22 protein-coding genes and 1 tRNA gene are annotated in these 16,269 nt (G+C 66.7%); 7 read left to right on the top strand and 16 right to left on the bottom strand.

The window, feature by feature from the left end; genetic code table 11:
- Nucleotides 1-3 precede the first annotated feature (3 nt).
- Nucleotides 4-864, bottom strand: a complete 861-nt coding sequence (locus ACZYYX_RS14805; protein ID WP_463815270.1) for a shikimate 5-dehydrogenase — start codon at nucleotides 862-864, stop codon at nucleotides 4-6.
- A complete protein-coding gene (locus ACZYYX_RS14800) occupies nucleotides 861-1,859 on the bottom strand; it encodes a GNAT family N-acetyltransferase (RefSeq protein ID WP_463815269.1) in 999 nt (332 codons plus the stop codon). Before ACZYYX_RS14800 ends, ACZYYX_RS14805 begins: the two co-directional genes overlap by 4 nt.
- Before the next feature lie 97 nt (nucleotides 1,860-1,956).
- On the opposite strand from ACZYYX_RS14800, the gene ACZYYX_RS14795 reads away from it, so the two are divergent.
- A complete protein-coding gene (locus tag ACZYYX_RS14795) occupies nucleotides 1,957-2,442 on the top strand; it encodes a MarR family winged helix-turn-helix transcriptional regulator (RefSeq protein WP_463815268.1) in 486 nt (161 codons plus the stop codon).
- A gap of 20 nt (nucleotides 2,443-2,462) precedes the next feature.
- The gene (locus tag ACZYYX_RS14790; protein ID WP_463815266.1) at nucleotides 2,463-2,879 is read left to right on the top strand and encodes a DUF5313 domain-containing protein; all 417 of its coding nucleotides are present in this window, start codon (nucleotides 2,463-2,465) and stop codon (nucleotides 2,877-2,879) included.
- Between the two features lie 6 nt (nucleotides 2,880-2,885).
- On the opposite strand, the gene ACZYYX_RS14785 is transcribed toward ACZYYX_RS14790, so the two are convergent.
- The 3 genes from ACZYYX_RS14785 to ACZYYX_RS14775 all read right to left on the bottom strand — a co-directional run bounded on the left by ACZYYX_RS14785 (nucleotide 2,886) and on the right by ACZYYX_RS14775 (nucleotide 5,315).
- Nucleotides 2,886-3,599, bottom strand: coding sequence for a PE-PPE domain-containing protein (locus ACZYYX_RS14785; RefSeq protein ID WP_463815265.1), 714 nt, complete (start codon nucleotides 3,597-3,599; stop codon nucleotides 2,886-2,888).
- Nucleotides 3,600-3,933: 334 nt separating this feature from the next.
- Nucleotides 3,934-4,920, bottom strand: a complete 987-nt coding sequence (locus ACZYYX_RS14780) for a cation diffusion facilitator family transporter (RefSeq protein WP_463815264.1) — start codon at nucleotides 4,918-4,920, stop codon at nucleotides 3,934-3,936.
- Entirely contained in the window at nucleotides 4,917-5,315 is a 399-nt protein-coding gene (locus tag ACZYYX_RS14775) for an ArsR/SmtB family transcription factor (protein ID WP_463815263.1), read from the bottom strand. The genes ACZYYX_RS14780 and ACZYYX_RS14775 overlap by 4 nt, the downstream gene beginning before the upstream one ends.
- An 88-nt stretch (nucleotides 5,316-5,403) precedes the next feature.
- On the opposite strand from ACZYYX_RS14775, the gene ACZYYX_RS14770 reads away from it, so the two are divergent.
- Complete coding sequence (locus tag ACZYYX_RS14770) at nucleotides 5,404-5,652, top strand: hypothetical protein (RefSeq protein ID WP_463815262.1); 249 nt, start codon at nucleotides 5,404-5,406, stop codon at nucleotides 5,650-5,652.
- Here ACZYYX_RS14770 and ACZYYX_RS14765 read toward each other — a convergent pair.
- The 6 genes from ACZYYX_RS14765 to ACZYYX_RS14740 form a co-directional block, all read right to left on the bottom strand.
- Nucleotides 5,649-6,641, bottom strand: a complete 993-nt coding sequence (locus tag ACZYYX_RS14765) for a DUF2332 domain-containing protein (protein WP_463815261.1) — start codon at nucleotides 6,639-6,641, stop codon at nucleotides 5,649-5,651. The two genes, ACZYYX_RS14770 and ACZYYX_RS14765, sit on opposite strands and share 4 nt — an antisense overlap.
- A 237-nt stretch (nucleotides 6,642-6,878) precedes the next feature.
- Nucleotides 6,879-6,954 (bottom strand) — tRNA-Ala (locus tag ACZYYX_RS14760).
- 52 nt (nucleotides 6,955-7,006) lie between these two features.
- Nucleotides 7,007-8,002 carry a divisome protein SepX/GlpR gene (sepX, locus tag ACZYYX_RS14755; RefSeq protein ID WP_463815260.1) on the bottom strand — a complete coding sequence of 332 codons (996 nt, stop codon included), beginning with the start codon at nucleotides 8,000-8,002 and terminating at the stop codon, nucleotides 7,007-7,009.
- Between the two features lie 153 nt (nucleotides 8,003-8,155).
- Complete coding sequence (locus ACZYYX_RS14750; RefSeq protein WP_463815259.1) at nucleotides 8,156-8,809, bottom strand: GNAT family N-acetyltransferase; 654 nt, start codon at nucleotides 8,807-8,809, stop codon at nucleotides 8,156-8,158.
- A 21-nt stretch (nucleotides 8,810-8,830) separates the two neighbouring features.
- A complete protein-coding gene (gene glp / locus ACZYYX_RS14745; protein WP_463815258.1) occupies nucleotides 8,831-10,099 on the bottom strand; it encodes a molybdotransferase-like divisome protein Glp in 1,269 nt (422 codons plus the stop codon).
- A 62-nt stretch (nucleotides 10,100-10,161) separates the two neighbouring features.
- Nucleotides 10,162-11,085 (bottom strand): UTP--glucose-1-phosphate uridylyltransferase, encoded by a 924-nt coding sequence (locus ACZYYX_RS14740; RefSeq protein ID WP_463815257.1) that lies wholly within the window; start codon nucleotides 11,083-11,085, stop codon nucleotides 10,162-10,164.
- A 64-nt stretch (nucleotides 11,086-11,149) separates the two neighbouring features.
- Between ACZYYX_RS14740 and ACZYYX_RS14735 the strand changes: the two genes are divergently transcribed.
- From ACZYYX_RS14735 to ACZYYX_RS14725, 3 genes are all read left to right on the top strand, one after another.
- Nucleotides 11,150-11,737, top strand: coding sequence for a 5-formyltetrahydrofolate cyclo-ligase (locus ACZYYX_RS14735; RefSeq protein ID WP_463815256.1), 588 nt, complete (start codon nucleotides 11,150-11,152; stop codon nucleotides 11,735-11,737).
- A gap of 72 nt (nucleotides 11,738-11,809) precedes the next feature.
- Entirely contained in the window at nucleotides 11,810-12,148 is a 339-nt protein-coding gene (locus ACZYYX_RS14730) for an FmdB family zinc ribbon protein (protein ID WP_463815810.1), read from the top strand.
- Nucleotides 12,149-12,211: 63 nt separating this feature from the next.
- The gene (locus tag ACZYYX_RS14725) at nucleotides 12,212-12,871 is read left to right on the top strand and encodes an SAF domain-containing protein (protein WP_463815255.1); all 660 of its coding nucleotides are present in this window, start codon (nucleotides 12,212-12,214) and stop codon (nucleotides 12,869-12,871) included.
- 1 nt (nucleotide 12,872) lies between these two features.
- On the opposite strand, the gene ACZYYX_RS14720 is transcribed toward ACZYYX_RS14725, so the two are convergent.
- Nucleotides 12,873-13,169 (bottom strand): hypothetical protein, encoded by a 297-nt coding sequence (locus tag ACZYYX_RS14720; protein ID WP_463815254.1) that lies wholly within the window; start codon nucleotides 13,167-13,169, stop codon nucleotides 12,873-12,875.
- A gap of 153 nt (nucleotides 13,170-13,322) precedes the next feature.
- Here ACZYYX_RS14720 and mscL point away from each other — a divergent pair, with 153 nt between their 5' ends.
- A complete protein-coding gene (gene mscL / locus ACZYYX_RS14715; protein ID WP_463815253.1) occupies nucleotides 13,323-13,781 on the top strand; it encodes a large-conductance mechanosensitive channel protein MscL in 459 nt (152 codons plus the stop codon).
- 58 nt (nucleotides 13,782-13,839) lie between these two features.
- Here the strand turns inward: mscL and ACZYYX_RS14710 are convergent, their stop codons facing one another.
- The 4 genes from ACZYYX_RS14710 to ACZYYX_RS14695 all read right to left on the bottom strand — a co-directional run.
- Complete coding sequence (locus ACZYYX_RS14710; RefSeq protein ID WP_463815251.1) at nucleotides 13,840-14,352, bottom strand: hypothetical protein; 513 nt, start codon at nucleotides 14,350-14,352, stop codon at nucleotides 13,840-13,842.
- Nucleotides 14,353-14,395: 43 nt separating this feature from the next.
- Nucleotides 14,396-15,043: an MspA family porin gene (locus tag ACZYYX_RS14705; protein WP_463815249.1), complete on the bottom strand. Its 648-nt coding sequence runs from the start codon at nucleotides 15,041-15,043 to the stop codon at nucleotides 14,396-14,398.
- 185 nt (nucleotides 15,044-15,228) lie between these two features.
- Nucleotides 15,229-15,876, bottom strand: coding sequence for an MspA family porin (locus ACZYYX_RS14700; protein ID WP_463815247.1), 648 nt, complete (start codon nucleotides 15,874-15,876; stop codon nucleotides 15,229-15,231).
- 227 nt (nucleotides 15,877-16,103) lie between these two features.
- A partial coding sequence (locus ACZYYX_RS14695) for an MspA family porin (protein WP_463815809.1) occupies nucleotides 16,104-16,269 on the bottom strand: 166 nt, incomplete at its 5' end.

Raw genomic sequence — 16,269 nt, 5'->3', positions numbered from 1 at the left:
TGGTCAGGCCCGGGAGATCGCCGAGGCTTCCGCGATCTGCTCCGGCGTCGGGCGCACCCCGGTGTAGCGCTCGAACTGCTCGGCGGCCTGCAGCGCGATCACCTGCGCTCCGGTGATCACCGCGACCCCGGCGCGGCGCGCGGCCGCGATGAGCGGCGTCTCCGACGGCAGCGCGACTACGTCGAAGACGGTGTGCGCGTTGCGGATAGCGTGCTCGTCGAACGCCAGGTGGTGTTCTTCGGCGCCGCCGGCCATCCCGATGGGCGTGACGTTGACGACGATGTCGGCGATATGCGCTGCGGCGCCGCCGGATTCACTGTCGGATGCGTGGGAGTAGCCCAACCGGTCCGCCAGCGCGCGGCCGGCGTCGGCATTACGCGCGACGATCGTGCCGTCTCGAAAACCGCGGTCGGCGAACGCCGCCCCCACCGCGCTGGCCATCCCCCCGCTGCCCCGGATCAGCACCGACTGCCGCGGATCGAGACCGTTGTCGTCGATGAGTTGTTGCACGGCAAGGTAATCGGTGTTCGATGCGGTCAGTCTGCCACCCGGCGCAGAAAGGTCGTTGACGATCGTGTTGACCGACTGCAGCGTCTGCGCCGAGGGCTCCACCACGTCGACGAGCGTGAGCACGTCGGCCTTGAACGGCATCGACACCGAGCATCCGCGGATGCCGAGCGCCCGGACACCACCGATGGCGGCGACGATGTCGGTGGTGGTGAACGCCTTGTAGATGAAGTCGAGCCCGTACACGTCGTACAGATGATTGTGAAACCGCGTGCCGATGTTGCTCGGGCGCCCGGACAGCGAGATACACACGCGGGTGTCCTTGTTCAGCGCGGGTTTGCGATCAGCCGGGCTCATCCGACGGCCCTGATCACCTGGCGCGCCACGTCGCGGATCTGCTGCACCAGCTCGGCGTCGAAGGGCAGCTCGGACGGTTTCGGCACGTCGATCTCGGTGACGACGACACCCAGGTCGTCGCGATGCCAGACGGCGCCGAACCGGTCGAGGATGGCTCGCATCGGCACGTTGTCGGACAGTACACGCGCGGTGAATCGGCGCACACCGTCGTCGTGCGCCGCCACCGAGATCGCGCGCATCAGGAACGTTCCGATGCCCCGGCCCTGGTAGGCGTCCCCGACGATGAAGGCGATCTCGGCCTCGTCGGGATGTCGCTCGTCGCGCACGAATCGGGCATCGGCCACCACGGGCCCGTCGACGCCCTCGGTCAGCACGAACACGAAGTGGTCGAGGTAGTCCACCTCGAACAGGTAGGTCATCAGCGACTTGGTCGGTGAGCGGACCGACTGGAAGCGCCGGTAGAGCGTCTCGCTGGAGAACTCGACAGGTCCGTCGGTGGTGCGCGCGTTGTCGCCCGGCAGCACCGGCCGCAGATGGAACACACTGCCGTCGCGCATCATCACCGGGATCGGCGTGATGAACGCGGCCAGTCGTTGACGCGCCGTGCGCACCAGCTTGTCCATCATGCCGGGGATCTCGAGCATCGTGGCGAAGGCTTCGCGGCCACCCACCCAACCGGTCAGCTGCTCGGTGGCGATGACGGTGGCGGTGCGGGGGGCATCACGCAGCAGCGCGATCTCGCCGACGATGAGTCCGGGACTGACGTCCACCACGGTGTCGTGGCCGTCGACGCCGGCGTGACTGACCTCGGCGTGCCCCGAGCCGATCAACAGGAAGCTCACGGCGAGCTCTCCCTGCTGCATGAGCACCTGGCCGGGGGCCGCGGACAGCGGGCGCAACTGCTCCGCGAGCGGCACCAACGTCGTCACTGCGACGCCGGCGAAGACATCGAGGCCGGCGAGGTCGTCGGCCTCTACGGCAGTCACCCCGGGCATCTCTCGAGGCTACGGGCGCCCGTCCGCGCCCGGCAACACCTCCGATGTGACGGTCGGCATGTTGCTAGGGCCCTAACTATTAGGGCACCATGATTAGGTGACCGCCGCCGCTGACGTCGACCCGCTCTCCTTGGAGCAGCAGGTGTGCTTCGCGCTGGCGGTCACCAACCGCGCGGTGCTCGCGGTCTACCGGCCCCTGCTGGAGCCTCTCGGCCTGACACACCCGAAGTACCTGGTGATGCTCGCCCTGTGGGACCACCGGAGAGCAGCCGGGGACGACCCAGCGCCGATGTCGGTCAAGCAGATCGCCACCACATTGCAAATGGACTCCGCGACGCTCTCCCCGATGCTCAAGCGGCTCGAGGCGCTGGGATTGATCACCCGCACGCGCAGCGCGACCGACGAGCGTGCCACCGACGTCGAGCTCACAGCCGAGGGAGTCGCCCTGCGCACACGGGCGCTGGCCATCCCGGCCGCCGTGGTGGCCCGTCTCGGCGTCGACATGGCCGAACTCGAACTCCTGCGCTCTACCCTGACCCGCGTCAACACCGCCGCCCTGGCAGCCGGCGCCCCGTACGAATGAACCCCACCCGAGGAGCCGACATGTCCGCCGAGAAACCCACACTGTGGCAGTACCTGACCTACATCTACGGCCGGCGCCTGCCGGCGTCGATGCAGCGCTGGGTCGCCGAGGACCTCGCGGGCGAGGGCGCGGTTCGCCGGCACATGATCCGCTACTCGATCCCGCCGATCTTCGTCCTGGCCCCGTTCTGGCTCATCCCGGTCAACCTCTACATGCACCTCGAGATGACGGCACCCATCTACGTGTGGGCCGTGCTGATGGCGCTGGCACTGAACAAGCCGTGGCGGCGGCACCGGCTGGCGGTGCACGGCCTGGACCCGAACCTGGTCGACGTGATCAAGCGCAAGAAGCAGGCGCAGATGCACGAGGACTATGCCCGGCGGTTCGGCGCACGCCCCGACTCAGCGGACTGGCAACAGAACAGCAGCCCCTTCTGAAGACGGTCAGCCCAAGCCCGGCGTGGGCACCAGCACCTCGGTGATGTTCCCGTTGACGGTGACCTGATTGGCCGGGTCGTCGAGGTTGATGTCCGAGTAGTCGGTGTGCCGCTTGCTCATCTGGCCGTCGATCGAGCGTTCGTCGCCGGGGATGTAGTAGCAGAAGCCGTCCCACTTCCGGCAGATGTCCACGACCCTGTACGGGGTGTTCGGCGGGATCCCGAAGCCCTGCGGTGCCCGCCAACGGTTCTTACCCTCCGGATCGGTGTAGACGAACCCCGTGCCCGCGCGTTCGGGGGAACCGGTGGTGACGAACCGCAGCTCGCTCGGCGGCGGCGCGGTCGGGTCGAACGAGAACTGCCGCAGCCACCGGTTGATGACGTTGGAGCCCAGCGAGTGCCCGAACACGATCTTGGGCCCCGGGGTGTTCCTGATCCACCCGTCGAGCCTCGCCACACCGTCGTCGAGGCTGGCCTGCCCGATGGCCGGTCCGGCGAGACCGACGTTCATGTAGTTGAGCGGCTCGCAGACGTTCGGGGGCGCACACAACGAGCCGTGCAGCTGTTGCATGGTCCGCTCGGGCCTGTCGAGCGCTCCCGCGAGCACCGCCACGTGAGCTCCGGAACCGGCGCCGTCGTCGACGTCGGCATGGGCGATCGCGGGCGAGACGCCGAACAGCGCCATCACCACGGTCGCGAGAATCACCAGGTGTGGTCTCATCGCGTCTTTTCCTTGCGCCGGCCGAATACGGGGTCTGGTCTCTGCATCGCAATCCCAGGCCAAAAGGTTACGTCCGAACTGGCGGACGCTGCCACGAATACCCCACAGGGTATATTCGGAGACACGCTCCCCTTGAGGAAGGACTCACCGTGTGTCGTGCAGTTCAGTGCCGCACGTGCGGCAAGACGACGTGGTCAGGCTGCGGAAACCACGTCGATTCGGTGCGCCGCAGCGTCCCGGCGAACCAGTGGTGCGCCGGCCATGACGCCGTACCCGCCAAAGGTCGGATATGGAACCCGTTCGGCAAGAAGCGGATTCGATGACGGCCTGAGACCTACCGTGCCGGGTAGGCGTGAACGAGCGCCGAGGACAGCTTCGGCACCGCATGGGTGAGGGTGTGCTCGGCCTCGTGCGCGATGCGATGCGCGTCGGCGAGACTGACGGCCGGGTCGATGTCGAGTTCGGCATCGGCGTGAAGCCTGTGCCCGATCCACCTCATTTTCACGCTGCGGACCGCCGTGACACCGGGCTCGGCCGCCAGCGCCTCCTCCGCGGTGTCGACGAACCGCGGATCGACCCCGTCCATCAGCCGGCGGAAGATGTCGCGGACCGCGGTGCGCAGCACCGCGAGGATCGCGACCGTGATCACCAACCCGATGATCGGGTCGGCGAGCGGGAAGCCCGCCGCCGCGCCCCCGGCGCCGAGCAGCACCGCCAGTGACGTGAATCCGTCTGTGCGAGCGTGTAATCCATCAGCGACCAGAGCTGCTGATCCGATCTTCCTCCCGACGCGGATTCGGTACAGAGCAACCCATTCGTTACCGAGAAAGCCGATGAGGCCGGCCACCGCGACCCAGCCGACATGGTCGATGGGCACCGGGTTGATCAGCCGCCTCACCGATTCGATTCCTGCGACGATCGCGGACAGAGCGATCATCGCGACGACGAACAGCCCGGCGAGATCCTCGGCGCGGCCGAAGCCGTAGGTGTAGCGCCGCGTCGCGGCCTTGGTGCTCAACGCGAAGGCGATCCACAGCGGGATGGCGGTCAGCGCGTCGGAGAAGTTGTGGATTGTGTCGGCGAGCAGAGCCACCGACCCGGAGACGGCGACGATGCCGATCTGGGCGAGCGCTGTCGCGCCGAGGACGAGCAGGCTGATCTTCACTGCGCGGATTCCGGCAGCGCTCGACTCGAGCGCGCTGTCAATACTGTCGCTCGCGTCGTGGCTGTGCGGGGCGAAGATCTCACGCAACGCGCCGCCGAGGGTCACGCCGTGATCGTGGCTGTGCGAGTGGTGATGATGGTGCGGTTCGTGACTCATGCCCGCTGCCCTCCGTTCGTGTCGGAGTGCAGCACCGCGAGCTCGGAGTCGTCACGGTGATGACCAGGCACGCCGGGCCCGGCGTGTTCGGCGTTGTAGACCGCGTCGGTGACCAGTTGCCGCACGTGCTCGTTGTCCAGGCTGTAGTAGATCGTGGTGCCTTCGCGGCGGGTACGGACCAGCCGCGCCATGCGCAGTTTCGCCAAGTGCTGGGACACCGACGGTGCCGGTTTCTCGATATGAGCGGCGAGATCGTTGACCGACATCTCCCGACTGCCCAGCGCCCACAGCACCTGTACCCGTGTGGCATCGGCAAGCATGCGGAAGACCTCGACGACGAGGTCGACCTGGTCGTCCGGAAGACGACGAGAGCATCCTCGGTTATCTGCATGCATACGCAGATAGTAGAAATAGGCGTTGCGATGCGTCAAGCGGGACCGAGGGTCGTGCTGCAGGTGTCTGACATCGAGACTCCCGGCCATCTTGGCCGAAACTGAGGTGCGCCAGATCGAGATGTGTGGGCCACGTGCGCTCAAACCCGCGAAGCACGGCGAACTGATGCTCGTCGACGTCGATCAACAGCACGTGCACCGCAGGCCGACGCACCAGCCCGGCATGATCGACAGCCGCATCAACGGTCTCATCTGCACCTTCGACGGCCGACGGGCCGGGATCCGCCCCAGTGTTGCCGTGCCACCGGCGTCGTCGCTGCTACGACCGGCACGCCGTTAGGTGGTAGGTCTCGGTTCGTCCAGGAATGCCATGGTGTCGCCGTGGCCGGATGCGGTGGCCAGTGGCGTGCGGTCTAGAGCTGCGACGAAAAGATCTCTGGGACTGGTTGATTCGGGAATATCAGCCGCGAGATCGATCACGTCGCGGCCTTCGAAGCTGATCCAGCGGGCACCGCTGTCAGCGATGATCGCGGCAGTGCGACGTCGATCTTCTGCTGAGAGGTAGGCCAGGGTGGCGGAGTGCTGGATGACGGCGGTGGCCCCGGAGGGCACCTCTGCCAGCAGCGCGCCCAATCCGTCGCGTAGGTCAGCACGATCGATGCGGATGGACACGCTCGCGGCCACGTTCAGTGCTGCCAGCAGCCGGGTACGTCGATCGTCGTGCTCCGGCCAGATCAGCGTCGTCAACCAGGCAGCGGTGTCTTGGTCGGAGGCATTGAGTGGGTTGAGGTCCAATCCGGCTCTCCACACGATGTCGGGGGTGGCGAGCTGAGGCGGCAGGGTGCCGGCGGTGATCTGGCAACCGATGACGACTGGCGATGGGCCAGTGGCTGGGTGGACGACGGTGCCGTCGGAGTAGCGATAACTGTAGTGGTCAGGGATGAGGCACAGCCCAGCGGCGGCGCCGAGTTCGATCAGCGCGATGGGGCCCGATATCTGATGCATGAGTGGGAGCAAGACGGCGCATCGTGCGGGCTCGTTGGTCTGGGTGGAACGCTTCAGAATTGTGGTGCGTAGCCGGTCCCAGTGGCCCAGCACACCGTCTCGCAGGGAGTCCGCGTCCCCGGGTCGGGCACCGTGCCAGCGCAGGCAGGCGAACACTAGGTTTGGCTGTCGCTTGTTCTGTGGCAGTTCAGCCAACCGAATGTGGACCTCCGGGTCTTCGACCACTGTTCGCGCCCACGATTCCAGGCTTGGCGAACTGCCGCGAGCTTGCCGGTCGGCGAACTGGGCATAGACCGCGGCAGTCTGTTCACCAGCATTCGCCATCACCTCAGGATGCCTGCGTTGGCCGAGCCCGGTGTGTGACTTCCCTTGGGGATGGGCTGCGGCCAACTTTTGTGGCGGGTCAAACCCTCGAGGCAATTGAAAGGACTCGCTACGCCCGAGACGGCCCGCCGGTGCGCAAGCTCGACAGCGCGGCCAGATAGAACAACCGCCGCAGGGGCGGTTGAAGGGCTTCGGCCGGTGCAGGTTGCCGCTGACGCGACCCGAACTGCGAATTCGTGGTGGAGCTAAGGGGAATCGAACCCCTGACCTACTCGATGCGAACGAGTCGCGCTACCAACTGCGCCATAGCCCCTGATACCGGTAGCAGGCTACCAGCCGCCGGTCACCGGCAGAAATCGCCTGGGCTACTGCCCCGCTGCGCGCGGCAGGTCGAAATGCCGGGCGAAGGCGACGTACTCGAGGTGCTCGAACTCCGGGTCTTCGTCGTCGATCTCGAGGACCGCGGCTCCGGGCCGGCGCAGCCGCGACGGGACGACGTCGAACTCCTGATCGCTGGTGTTCTCGACCCCGAGACGTGACCGCGCCATCCGCTGCGCGCGGCGGCGGCGCACCTGCTCCTCGATCCGGGTCTGACGGCGCAGATACGCCAGGTACAGCAGCGTGATCGCTGCGATGGTGCCGCATGCCCACCACATCGACGCCGACCAGGTGATCGCTGCCACAGCGCTGGCGAGGATCAGGACCGCCATCACGGCCAGCGTGCGGGCACGGAAGCGATACTTTCGCGCGCTCACCGCGGCGGCGGTGGCCGATTCACGGCGACGCCGCGACTCGCCGCGTGAACCCGCGATGCGCAGATCGCTGTCCGCGGGCGGCTCGAGACCTGAGGAGTCGTCGACGTACTCGTATTCGTCATCGTTGTGGACGTCGTCATCGGCAGCCGAGAGCTCCTCGGGGTCGTCGAGCTCCTCGACGTCCTCGACATCGGACGTCGCATCGGCGCTCACGACGGGTTCGTCGGCTTCGTCGGCCGTCGGCACCGATTCCGCGATCGGGAGCGCGCCGGACTCTTCCACGACGTCGACGTCGAGGTAGTCGGGCTCGTCGCTCTCGCGGGTGTCGGCGGCGACCATCACCACCGCGCGACCCGCCGCTTCATCGGCCTGCGCCTCGCCGTCGTCGTCAGCGGGTTGCCAGTGCGGATCGCTGCGATGTCCCGCAGCGGGCCCGCCGCGCCGACGCAGCCGCGCACCCGCACCGCTGTTGAGCACTCGGGTGGCCAGCGCGACATCGCTGGTTCGGCGCACGGCGTCGCGCTTGCTGATCAGCATCGGCACCAGCACGAACAGCCAGAGCACGACAAGGGAAATCCAGAGAAGAGATTGGGGGATGCTTGGCATGGCGCCTGCTCCTTTCCCCATCAGGCTAGGTCTGTTCGACCAGCGCATCCGTGAGCGGCGCGCCGTGACAATTACACACCTGTAATTCGCTGAGTACAAGCACCAAACGTCACACGTGTCACATCAGCCACAGCGGGCCGGGCAAAGCGGGGATCAGCCCCACGACGCGCGGCCGGCACGCACCAGTGCGGAGGTCACCGACCCGTTGACCTCTTCGATCGTCAACCCCACCAGCAAGTGGTCCCGCCAGGCGCCGTCGACGTCGAGGTAGCGTTTCAACAGACCCTCTTCTCGAAATCCCGCCTTTGCCAGAACCGCGCGGCTCGCCGAGTTCTCCGGCCGTACGGTCGCTTCTACGCGGTGCAGCATCACCGGCCCGAAGCAGTGATCCAGGCCCAGCGCCAATGCGCCGGTCGCGATCCCTCCCCCGACGTACTCCCGAGCCACCCAGTAGCCGATCCATGCCGACCGCAGTGCGCCATGAGTGACGTTCCCGATGGTCAACTGACCGGCGAACTTCCCGTCGAGTTCGATCACATAGGGCAGCATCCGCCCCTTGCGCGCCTCGGCCCGCAACCCAGAACACACCGCGGGCCACGACGAAACAGCATGGCGCAGTTGCCAATCCATATCCGTCGACGGCTCCCACGGCTCCAGGTGGTCGCGGTCGGTCAGCCGTATCCTGCTCCACTGCGCGGCGTCGCGCAGACGCACGGGGCGCAACCGCACCGTTCCCGCGGCCACCCGGATCGGACCCACGGGCTGAGGCCACCCGGGGTGCTGCGAACGGGAGCCGAGGAGGTTCATCACGGGACGTGGGGTTCGAGCTCAGCCGCGCTGAGCCAGGAACGCGACGTCGACGATCTCGCCCGTGCGGATCTGCTCGGCGTCGCTGGGCACGACCACCAGGCAGTTTGCTTCTGCGAGCGTGGCCAGTAGATGCGACGAGGCACCGGGCGACCCGCCGAGAGCCTGCACCAGGTACTCGCCGGTGTCCTGGTCGCGCATCAACTGCCCCCGCAGGTACCCCTTGCGGCCCACCACCGACGTGATCGGCGACAGCGCGCGGGCCTGCACGACGCGCCGCATCGGCTGTCGCTTACCCAGCGACAGACGCAGCAGCGGTCGCACCATCACCTCGAAGACCACCAGGGCGCTGACCGGATTGGCAGGCAAGAGGAACACCGGCACGCCATCGCGTCCGAGCTGACCGAAGCCCTGCACCGAGCCCGGGTGCATCGCGATGCGCGTCACCTCCATGTCGCCCAACTGAGCCAGCACGGACCGCACGCCCTCGGCGGCCGCGCCCCCGACCGCTCCCGCGATCACCACCGCTTCTGATCGGCTCAGCTGCCCCTCCACGACCTCACGCAGCTTCGCCGGATCGGTGGGCACGATGCCGACGCGGTTGACCTCGGCGCCCGCATCCCGTCCGGCCGCGGCCAAGGCATAGGAGTTGACGTCGTAGACCTGGCCGTTGCCCGGGGTCCGCGAAATGTCGACGAGCTCACCGCCCACGGACATCACCGACAACCGCGGCCTCGGATGCACCAGCACACGCTCCCGGCCCACCGCGGCCAGAAGGCCCACCTGAGCCGCGCCGATGATCGCCCCCGCCCGCACAGCGACATCGCCGGGCTGAACGTCGTCACCCGTGCGGCGCACGTAGGCTCCCGAGCGCACACCTCGCAGCACCCGGACCCGGGATTCCCCGCCGTCGGTCCACCGCAGCGGCAGCACCGCGTCGGCAAGCGTCGGCATCGGCGCACCTGTCTGCACGCGCGCAGCCTGGCGCGGCTGCAACCGGCTCGGCGTGCGCGAACCGGCCTCGATCAGGCCCATGACGGGCAGGCTGAGGTCGCGGTTGTCACGTTCTTCACCGTCACCGCCGTCCGGCCCGCCCCCGATGCCCAGCACGTCGACGCTGCGCACCGCGTAGCCGTCGATCGCCGCCTGGTCGAACCCGGGCAGCGGCCGCTCGGTGACCACCTCTTCGGCGCACATCAAACCTTGCGCCTCGGCTATCGCCACTCGTACGGGCCGGGGTGCCACCGCGGCTGCGGCCACCCGAGCCTGCTGCTCCTCCACCGAACGCACAGCATGCCTTTCTTCTGTTGAGCGCCTACGCGCTCCGCAGAAGATGCGCGTGATCGGTGGCGCTAGTGCTCGGTCGAATCCCGCCCGAGTCCCAGCCGCTCGACCAACCACCGCCGTAATTCGGGCCCGTAGTCGTCTCGCTCCAACGCAAAGTCAACCGCAGCCTTCAGGTAGCCCCCGGGATTTCCCAGATCGTGTCGAGATCCGCGGTGGACCACGACGTGTACCGGATGGCCCTCCTCGATCAGCAGCGCGATGGCGTCGGTCAGCTGGAGCTCGCCGCCCGCACCGCGCGGAATCCGCCTCAGCGCGTCGAAGATCGCCCTGTCCAGCACGTAACGGCCGGCTGCCGCATAGGGCGACGGCGCGTCCTCGGCCTTGGGCTTTTCCACCATGCCCTTGACCCGCAGCACGTTCGGATTCGCCGCGTCGGGCACGGTCTCGACGTCGAACACGCCGTAGGCGCTGATGTCCTCACGGTCGACCTCGATGGCGCACAGCACCGATCCGCCGCGCTTGGCACGCACCTTCGACATGGTCTCGAGTACGCCGGTCGGAAGTACCAGATCATCGGGGAGAAGCACCGCGATCGCGTCTTCGTCGGGCGTGAGGCTGGCCTCGACACAACCGACTGCGTGGCCGAGGCCTTTGGGCTCGGCCTGCACCACGGACTCGACCTTGATCAGCGCGGGCGCTCGGCGCACCTTCTCCAGCATGGTCTTCTTGCCGCGCGCCTCGAGCGTGCCCTCGAGCACCAGATCCTCGACGAAGTGGGCAACCACGCTGTCCTTGCCCTCGGAAGTGATGATGATCAGACGTTCGGCGCCTGCCTCCGCGGCCTCGGCGGCCACCAACTCGATACCGGGCGTGTCGACGACCGGCAGCAACTCTTTGGGCACCGTCTTCGTGGCGGGCAGGAAACGGGTTCCCAGCCCCGCGGCGGGGACGACCGCAGTGTGCGGTATGGGAACTTCAGGCCGATTCATCGTTCACACACTAACCTCTCGGGGTCGGTAGTTCCTCCTTACCCGGCACGCGGAAGGCTACTCAGTGCGCCAGACGAAAACACAGGTACGCGCCGCAATCCTCGCCGCACGCGCGGCGTCGACGCCGCAGCAACGGGCCGCCGAGGCCACCGCGCTGACCGGACACCTGCTGGCGTGGGTCACCCCCGGCTCCACCGTGTGCGCCTACGTTCCCGTCGGGTCGGAGCCCGGGTCTGCGGAACTGCTGGACCAATTGAGCAGCCGCGGCGTGCGGGTCCTGCTGCCCGTGGCGCGACAGGGCGACGACGGCGTGCCCCGACCTCTGCAGTGGGGCACCTACCGCGCGGGCACGTTGGTCCGTGCGGCGTTCGGACTGCGGGAACCACCACCTCCGCATCTGCCGCCGGAGGCTGTGGCCGAGGCGAGCGCAGTGCTGGTGCCGGCGTTGGCGGTTGACCGTCGCGGCGCGCGCCTGGGCCGCGGCGCCGGCTTCTACGATCGGACGCTGCAGCGGGCCGCCGACACGGCACCGTTGGTGGCCGTCGTCCGCGACCAGGAACTCCTCGACGCACTGCCGCACGAGCCGCACGATGTCCGGATGACTCACGCCGCGACGCCCGGCCTCGGCGTGGTCGAACTACGACGGGAATGACAGGCACCCGCTGGCGGTTCTAGCACTTGAGTCGGTAGAGTGCTAACAAGCGTGACGACCTCGGAGGAAGCTGTGCCCACCTATTCTTATGCGTGCACCGAGTGCGACAACAAGTTCGACGTGGTGCAGGCCTTCAGCGACGATTCACTGACCGAGTGCCCGCAGTGCCACGGTCGGTTGCGCAAGGTGTTCGGCAAGGTCGGCGTGGTGTTCAAGGGCAGCGGTTTCTACCGCACCGACAGCCGTGAGTCCGGCAAGAGCTCGACGAGCTCCAGCGCCAAGAGCAGCAGCACAGAGTCGAGCTCGTCCAGCTCCTCGGACAGCTCCTCCTCGAACTCCTCGACGAGCAGCTCCGCCAGTTCATCGTCGAGTTCGTCGTCGTCGACGCCTGCTGCAGCCGCGTCCAGCTGACCGTTATCCACAGGCGTCCAATAACCTCCTGACGGATAAGCGCCGTCGCCTTAGCGTGGCCGCATGCCCGGCTCGCTCGACCCCACCGCTCTGCACAAGCTCACGCGGGCGCTGCGCCCCGACTGGGTGCGGACGGTGGTCGCCCGTCGGATACTGGCGGGTGCGCTGGTTCTGCTGGCCGCCGCTGCTGCATGGCGTGACGATCCCCGCGACGACCGCACCGACGTCGTCGTCGCCGCCCGCGACCTGAGCCCCGGCTCAGCGCTGACAGCCGACGATGTGCGACTCGAACAACGAAGTCCCGCAACCATTCCCGACGGCGCACAGACCCGGATCGACGACGTGGCGGGAAGCATGCTGGCCGGCCCCGCCCGGCGCGGTGAAGCGCTGACCGACGTCCGGCTCCTCGGGTCGCGGCTCGCCGAATCGGCTGCCGGCCCCGACGCCCGCATCGTCGCCATCCCACTGGCGGATCCCGCCCTGCTCGACCTGATCCGGGCGGGTGATGTCGTCGACATCGTCGCCGCCCCCGCCGCGGCCGACAACGGCTCCGAGGCACGGGTCATCGCGACTGACGCGATCGTGGTGATGGTGTCGACCAAGAGCGGCGGGATCACCGCCCAGAACGGCAATCGCGTTGTCCTGATTGCCCTTCCGTCGGCTTCGGCAAAGACTGTCGCGGGTGCGGCGCTGGTGCAGACGGTCACCGTGACCCTGCACTGACCTACTTCACGGTGAGGTAGATGACGTTACCCGTCCTGATCAAGTGCTGATCGTCGAAGTTGGCGTCCCACACGCGCTTCCAGATGTCAGGACCGGTCGTCAGGTTGACCACCGTCGCCTCGTCGAGCGGAACCCGGGACTGACGGGTGACGATGACCCGATTGCCCGCGGCCTCCAGCTCGCTGATGGTGTCTTCGGCGCTGCCAGCGGTCGGCGCGGCGAGCGCAGGTGCGGCAAATCCCAGAGCCACGGCGGTGAGGGCGGTTGCTGTTGCGGTGGCGATACCGATCCTGGTCATCTCAAACCTCTGCTCTGTGGCGATGTACTCGATCTGATCGCTTAAACCCGCAGCTCAGGCGGATCATTCCGGTGGCAGTAAGTATTCGATCAATGGCAGGAACGACTAACGTGGTGCCCTGTCAGTCCGCATAATCCGACCGAGAGGACCAGCATGCTTAAGGGATTCAAGGATTTCCTCGCCCGCGGCAACGTGATCGACCTGTCGGTGGCGGTGGTCATCGGTACTGCCTTCACCGCTCTGGTGAAAGCCTTCACCGACAACGTGATTCAGCCGCTCATCGATCGTATCGGCGCGGGAGGCGACCGCGAATACGGGGTCTTGAAGGTGCCGCTGGGTGCTGACAAGTTCCTCGACTTCAACGCGGTGCTGTCCGCGGTGATCAACTTCGTCCTCGTCGCCGCCGTCGTGTACTTCGTGATCGTGCTGCCGTACAAGAAGCTGCGCGAGCGCGGCGAAGTCGAACAGGCCCAGGACACGGAGCTGAGCCTGCTCACCGAGATCCGTAACCTGCTGCGGGAGAACGAGGGTTCGGCAGGCAAGCACGTGAGCGGGCCCGGTACCGGCCCCAGCCCGGACACTGCGAAGCACACCAGCGCAGACCGCGACTGATAGCACGCAACAAAAAGCCCCCGGGTCTTCACCGGGGGCTTTTTGTTGCAGAACTCGATCAGGGGTTGTTGATGTCGAACGGGATCGCCATCCAGTTCGCGCACCACGGTCCGTCGTACACGCAGGCGCTGATGTCACCGGCAGCACCGGAGAACACCCATGCCTTCGTGCCGGGGACACCCCGGCTGGAGGTGCGAACCTCGCCGCCCTGCGAGGCGAGCGCCTCGCCGAAGCCGGAGGTGCGAACCTCGCCCTGGGCGTAGACGCCGGACGAGCCATTGGACACGTCAGGCGAACGCACAGCGCCGTCGGCCTCGCGGCCATTACCCGGCGTCGAGGGGTCGGCGCTCATGTCGTCGGCGCTGGCAGTGCCCACGCCGATTGTCATCAGTGCGGCGGCAGCGGCGAGGCCGCTCAGCCCCATTGCGATCGGCTTCGCCAACCGCGCGGAAACGGAAGTACCGTACTCGGCCACCGGCCGTCCCTTCTCTCTGAACTGGTTGAAGCTATGTCGGCTCAGATTACCAGTGTTGATCGCGTCGTGCGCACGTAGCGCGATGTTCAGAATCATCTTCTTCACCTTGAGTTTTCCGCCACCGAAGTGGGTACAACTCTCAGTTCATGTTCCACGGTTCTCCGTAGGTGGTGACGCTGTCTCCGTCCTTGGAAATCAGCCGCGCGTACGGCCGCAACAGCACACCGCCGGCAGCACCGGTCACCGTGCCGTGCGCGTTCGACACCGCCACCGCGCCGTGGTCACCGGAGACGTCGACGGAGAACGTCGCGACCTCCTGGATACCCGGACCGTTGCCCAGATCCGCCGAGATCGAGACGCCCGGCAGCAGGGGCGGAGTCGAGATCGGCGGGAACAGATCGATCGCTCCGGCCGAGGTGCCGATGACATCCTGCGCGTCCAAGGCGATGTTGGGGGTGGTGTAGCTGAAGTTGATGCCCACACCCAGCGACCACGGGAAGCCGATCTGGTAACCCAGTTCCAGGGTGCCCTCGAAGTCCTTGGCACCGTCGCCGACCACGGTGTAGACCGCCTTGCCCGAGTGGAACCACTCCCGGGTCAGACGGTTGCGGTCAAGGGGGAACACACCATTGAGGAACGTGTCCCACTGCTGGATCGTCAAGGTGCGACCCTTGCCGTCCACGAGGCTCAGTTCGTTGTCCAGCCCTGCGTGTGAAGTGCCAGTGCTGACGAGCAGCGCCGCGACGCTCATGCTCAGTGCAACCAACACCCGAATGATCAGCTTCATGCTCTCCTCAGCCCGTAGACGGTGATTTATTGGAAAATTTCTCATCTTTGAGGAGACGAAAATAACCAGCAGCCAGCTGGAGCGCTTGCCGGCCAAGCTGTTTGGCATCCAATTGCCAGCTCCGTCACAGGAAGCGGCCCCTGACCGAAGTCAGGAGCCGCTCCTGGGAGTGGGAACGTGTGAGGTCAGTTCATGTTCCAGGGTTCTCCGTAGGTGGTGACGCTGTCTCCGTCCTTGGAAATCAGCCGCGCGTACGGCCGTAACAGCACACCGCCGGCAGCACCGGTCACCGTGCCGTGCGCGTTCGACACCGCCACCGCGCCGTGGTCACCGGAGACGTCGACGGAGAACGTCGCGACCTCCTGGATACCCGGACCGTTGCCCAGATCCGCCGAGATCGAGACGCCCGGCAGCAGCGGCGGCGTCGAGATCGGCGGGAACAGATCGATCGGACCCTTCGCCGTACCGATGATGTCCTGCTGATCGAGCGCGATGTTCGGGGTGGTGTAGCTGAAGTTGATGCCCACACCCAGCGACCACGGGAACCCGATCTGGTAACCCAGTTCCAGGGTGCCCGCGAAGTCCTTGGCGCCGTCGCCGACCACGGTGTAGACCGCCTTGCCCGAGTGGAACCACTCCCGGGTCAGACGGTTGCGGTCAAGGGGGAACACACCATTGAGGAACGTGTCCCACTGTTGGATGGTCAGGGTGCGACCCTTGCCGTCGACGAGGCTGAGCTGGTTGTCCAGCCCTGCGTGCGATGTCGCGGCGCTGACGAGCAGCGCCGCACTACTCATGCTCAGTGCCATCAGCACCCGAATGATCAGCTTCATGCTCTCCTCAACCCGTAGACGGTGACATTTCACGAAGGTTCTCCTCGTCGAGGACATGAAATTAACCAGCGGCACGTCGGAATGCTTGCCCGCCAAGCTGTTTGGTAACCAGTTGCCAAGCTGGTCACAGGTGGGGCTCGCATGATCGAGAAGTGCAGGGGTGCAGAACACGAAGAAGCGGCCCCTGACCGAAGTCAGAGGCCGCTTCTCAGCTGAAAGGAGTTGCGTTAGTTCATGTTCCAGGGTTCGCCGTAGGTGGTGACGCTGTCACCCGCCGACGAGATCAACCGTGCGTAGGGGCGCAGCAGCACACCACCGGCAGCACCGGTCACCGTGCCGTGCGCGTTCGACACCGCAACCGCACCATTGGCGCCGGAGACGTCGACGGTGAAC

Source organism: Mycobacterium sp. IDUB_1 (genome assembly GCF_055419625.1).
Note: the sequence above shows the minus strand (reverse complement) of the source record. Positions and strands in the feature narration are given on the sequence as shown.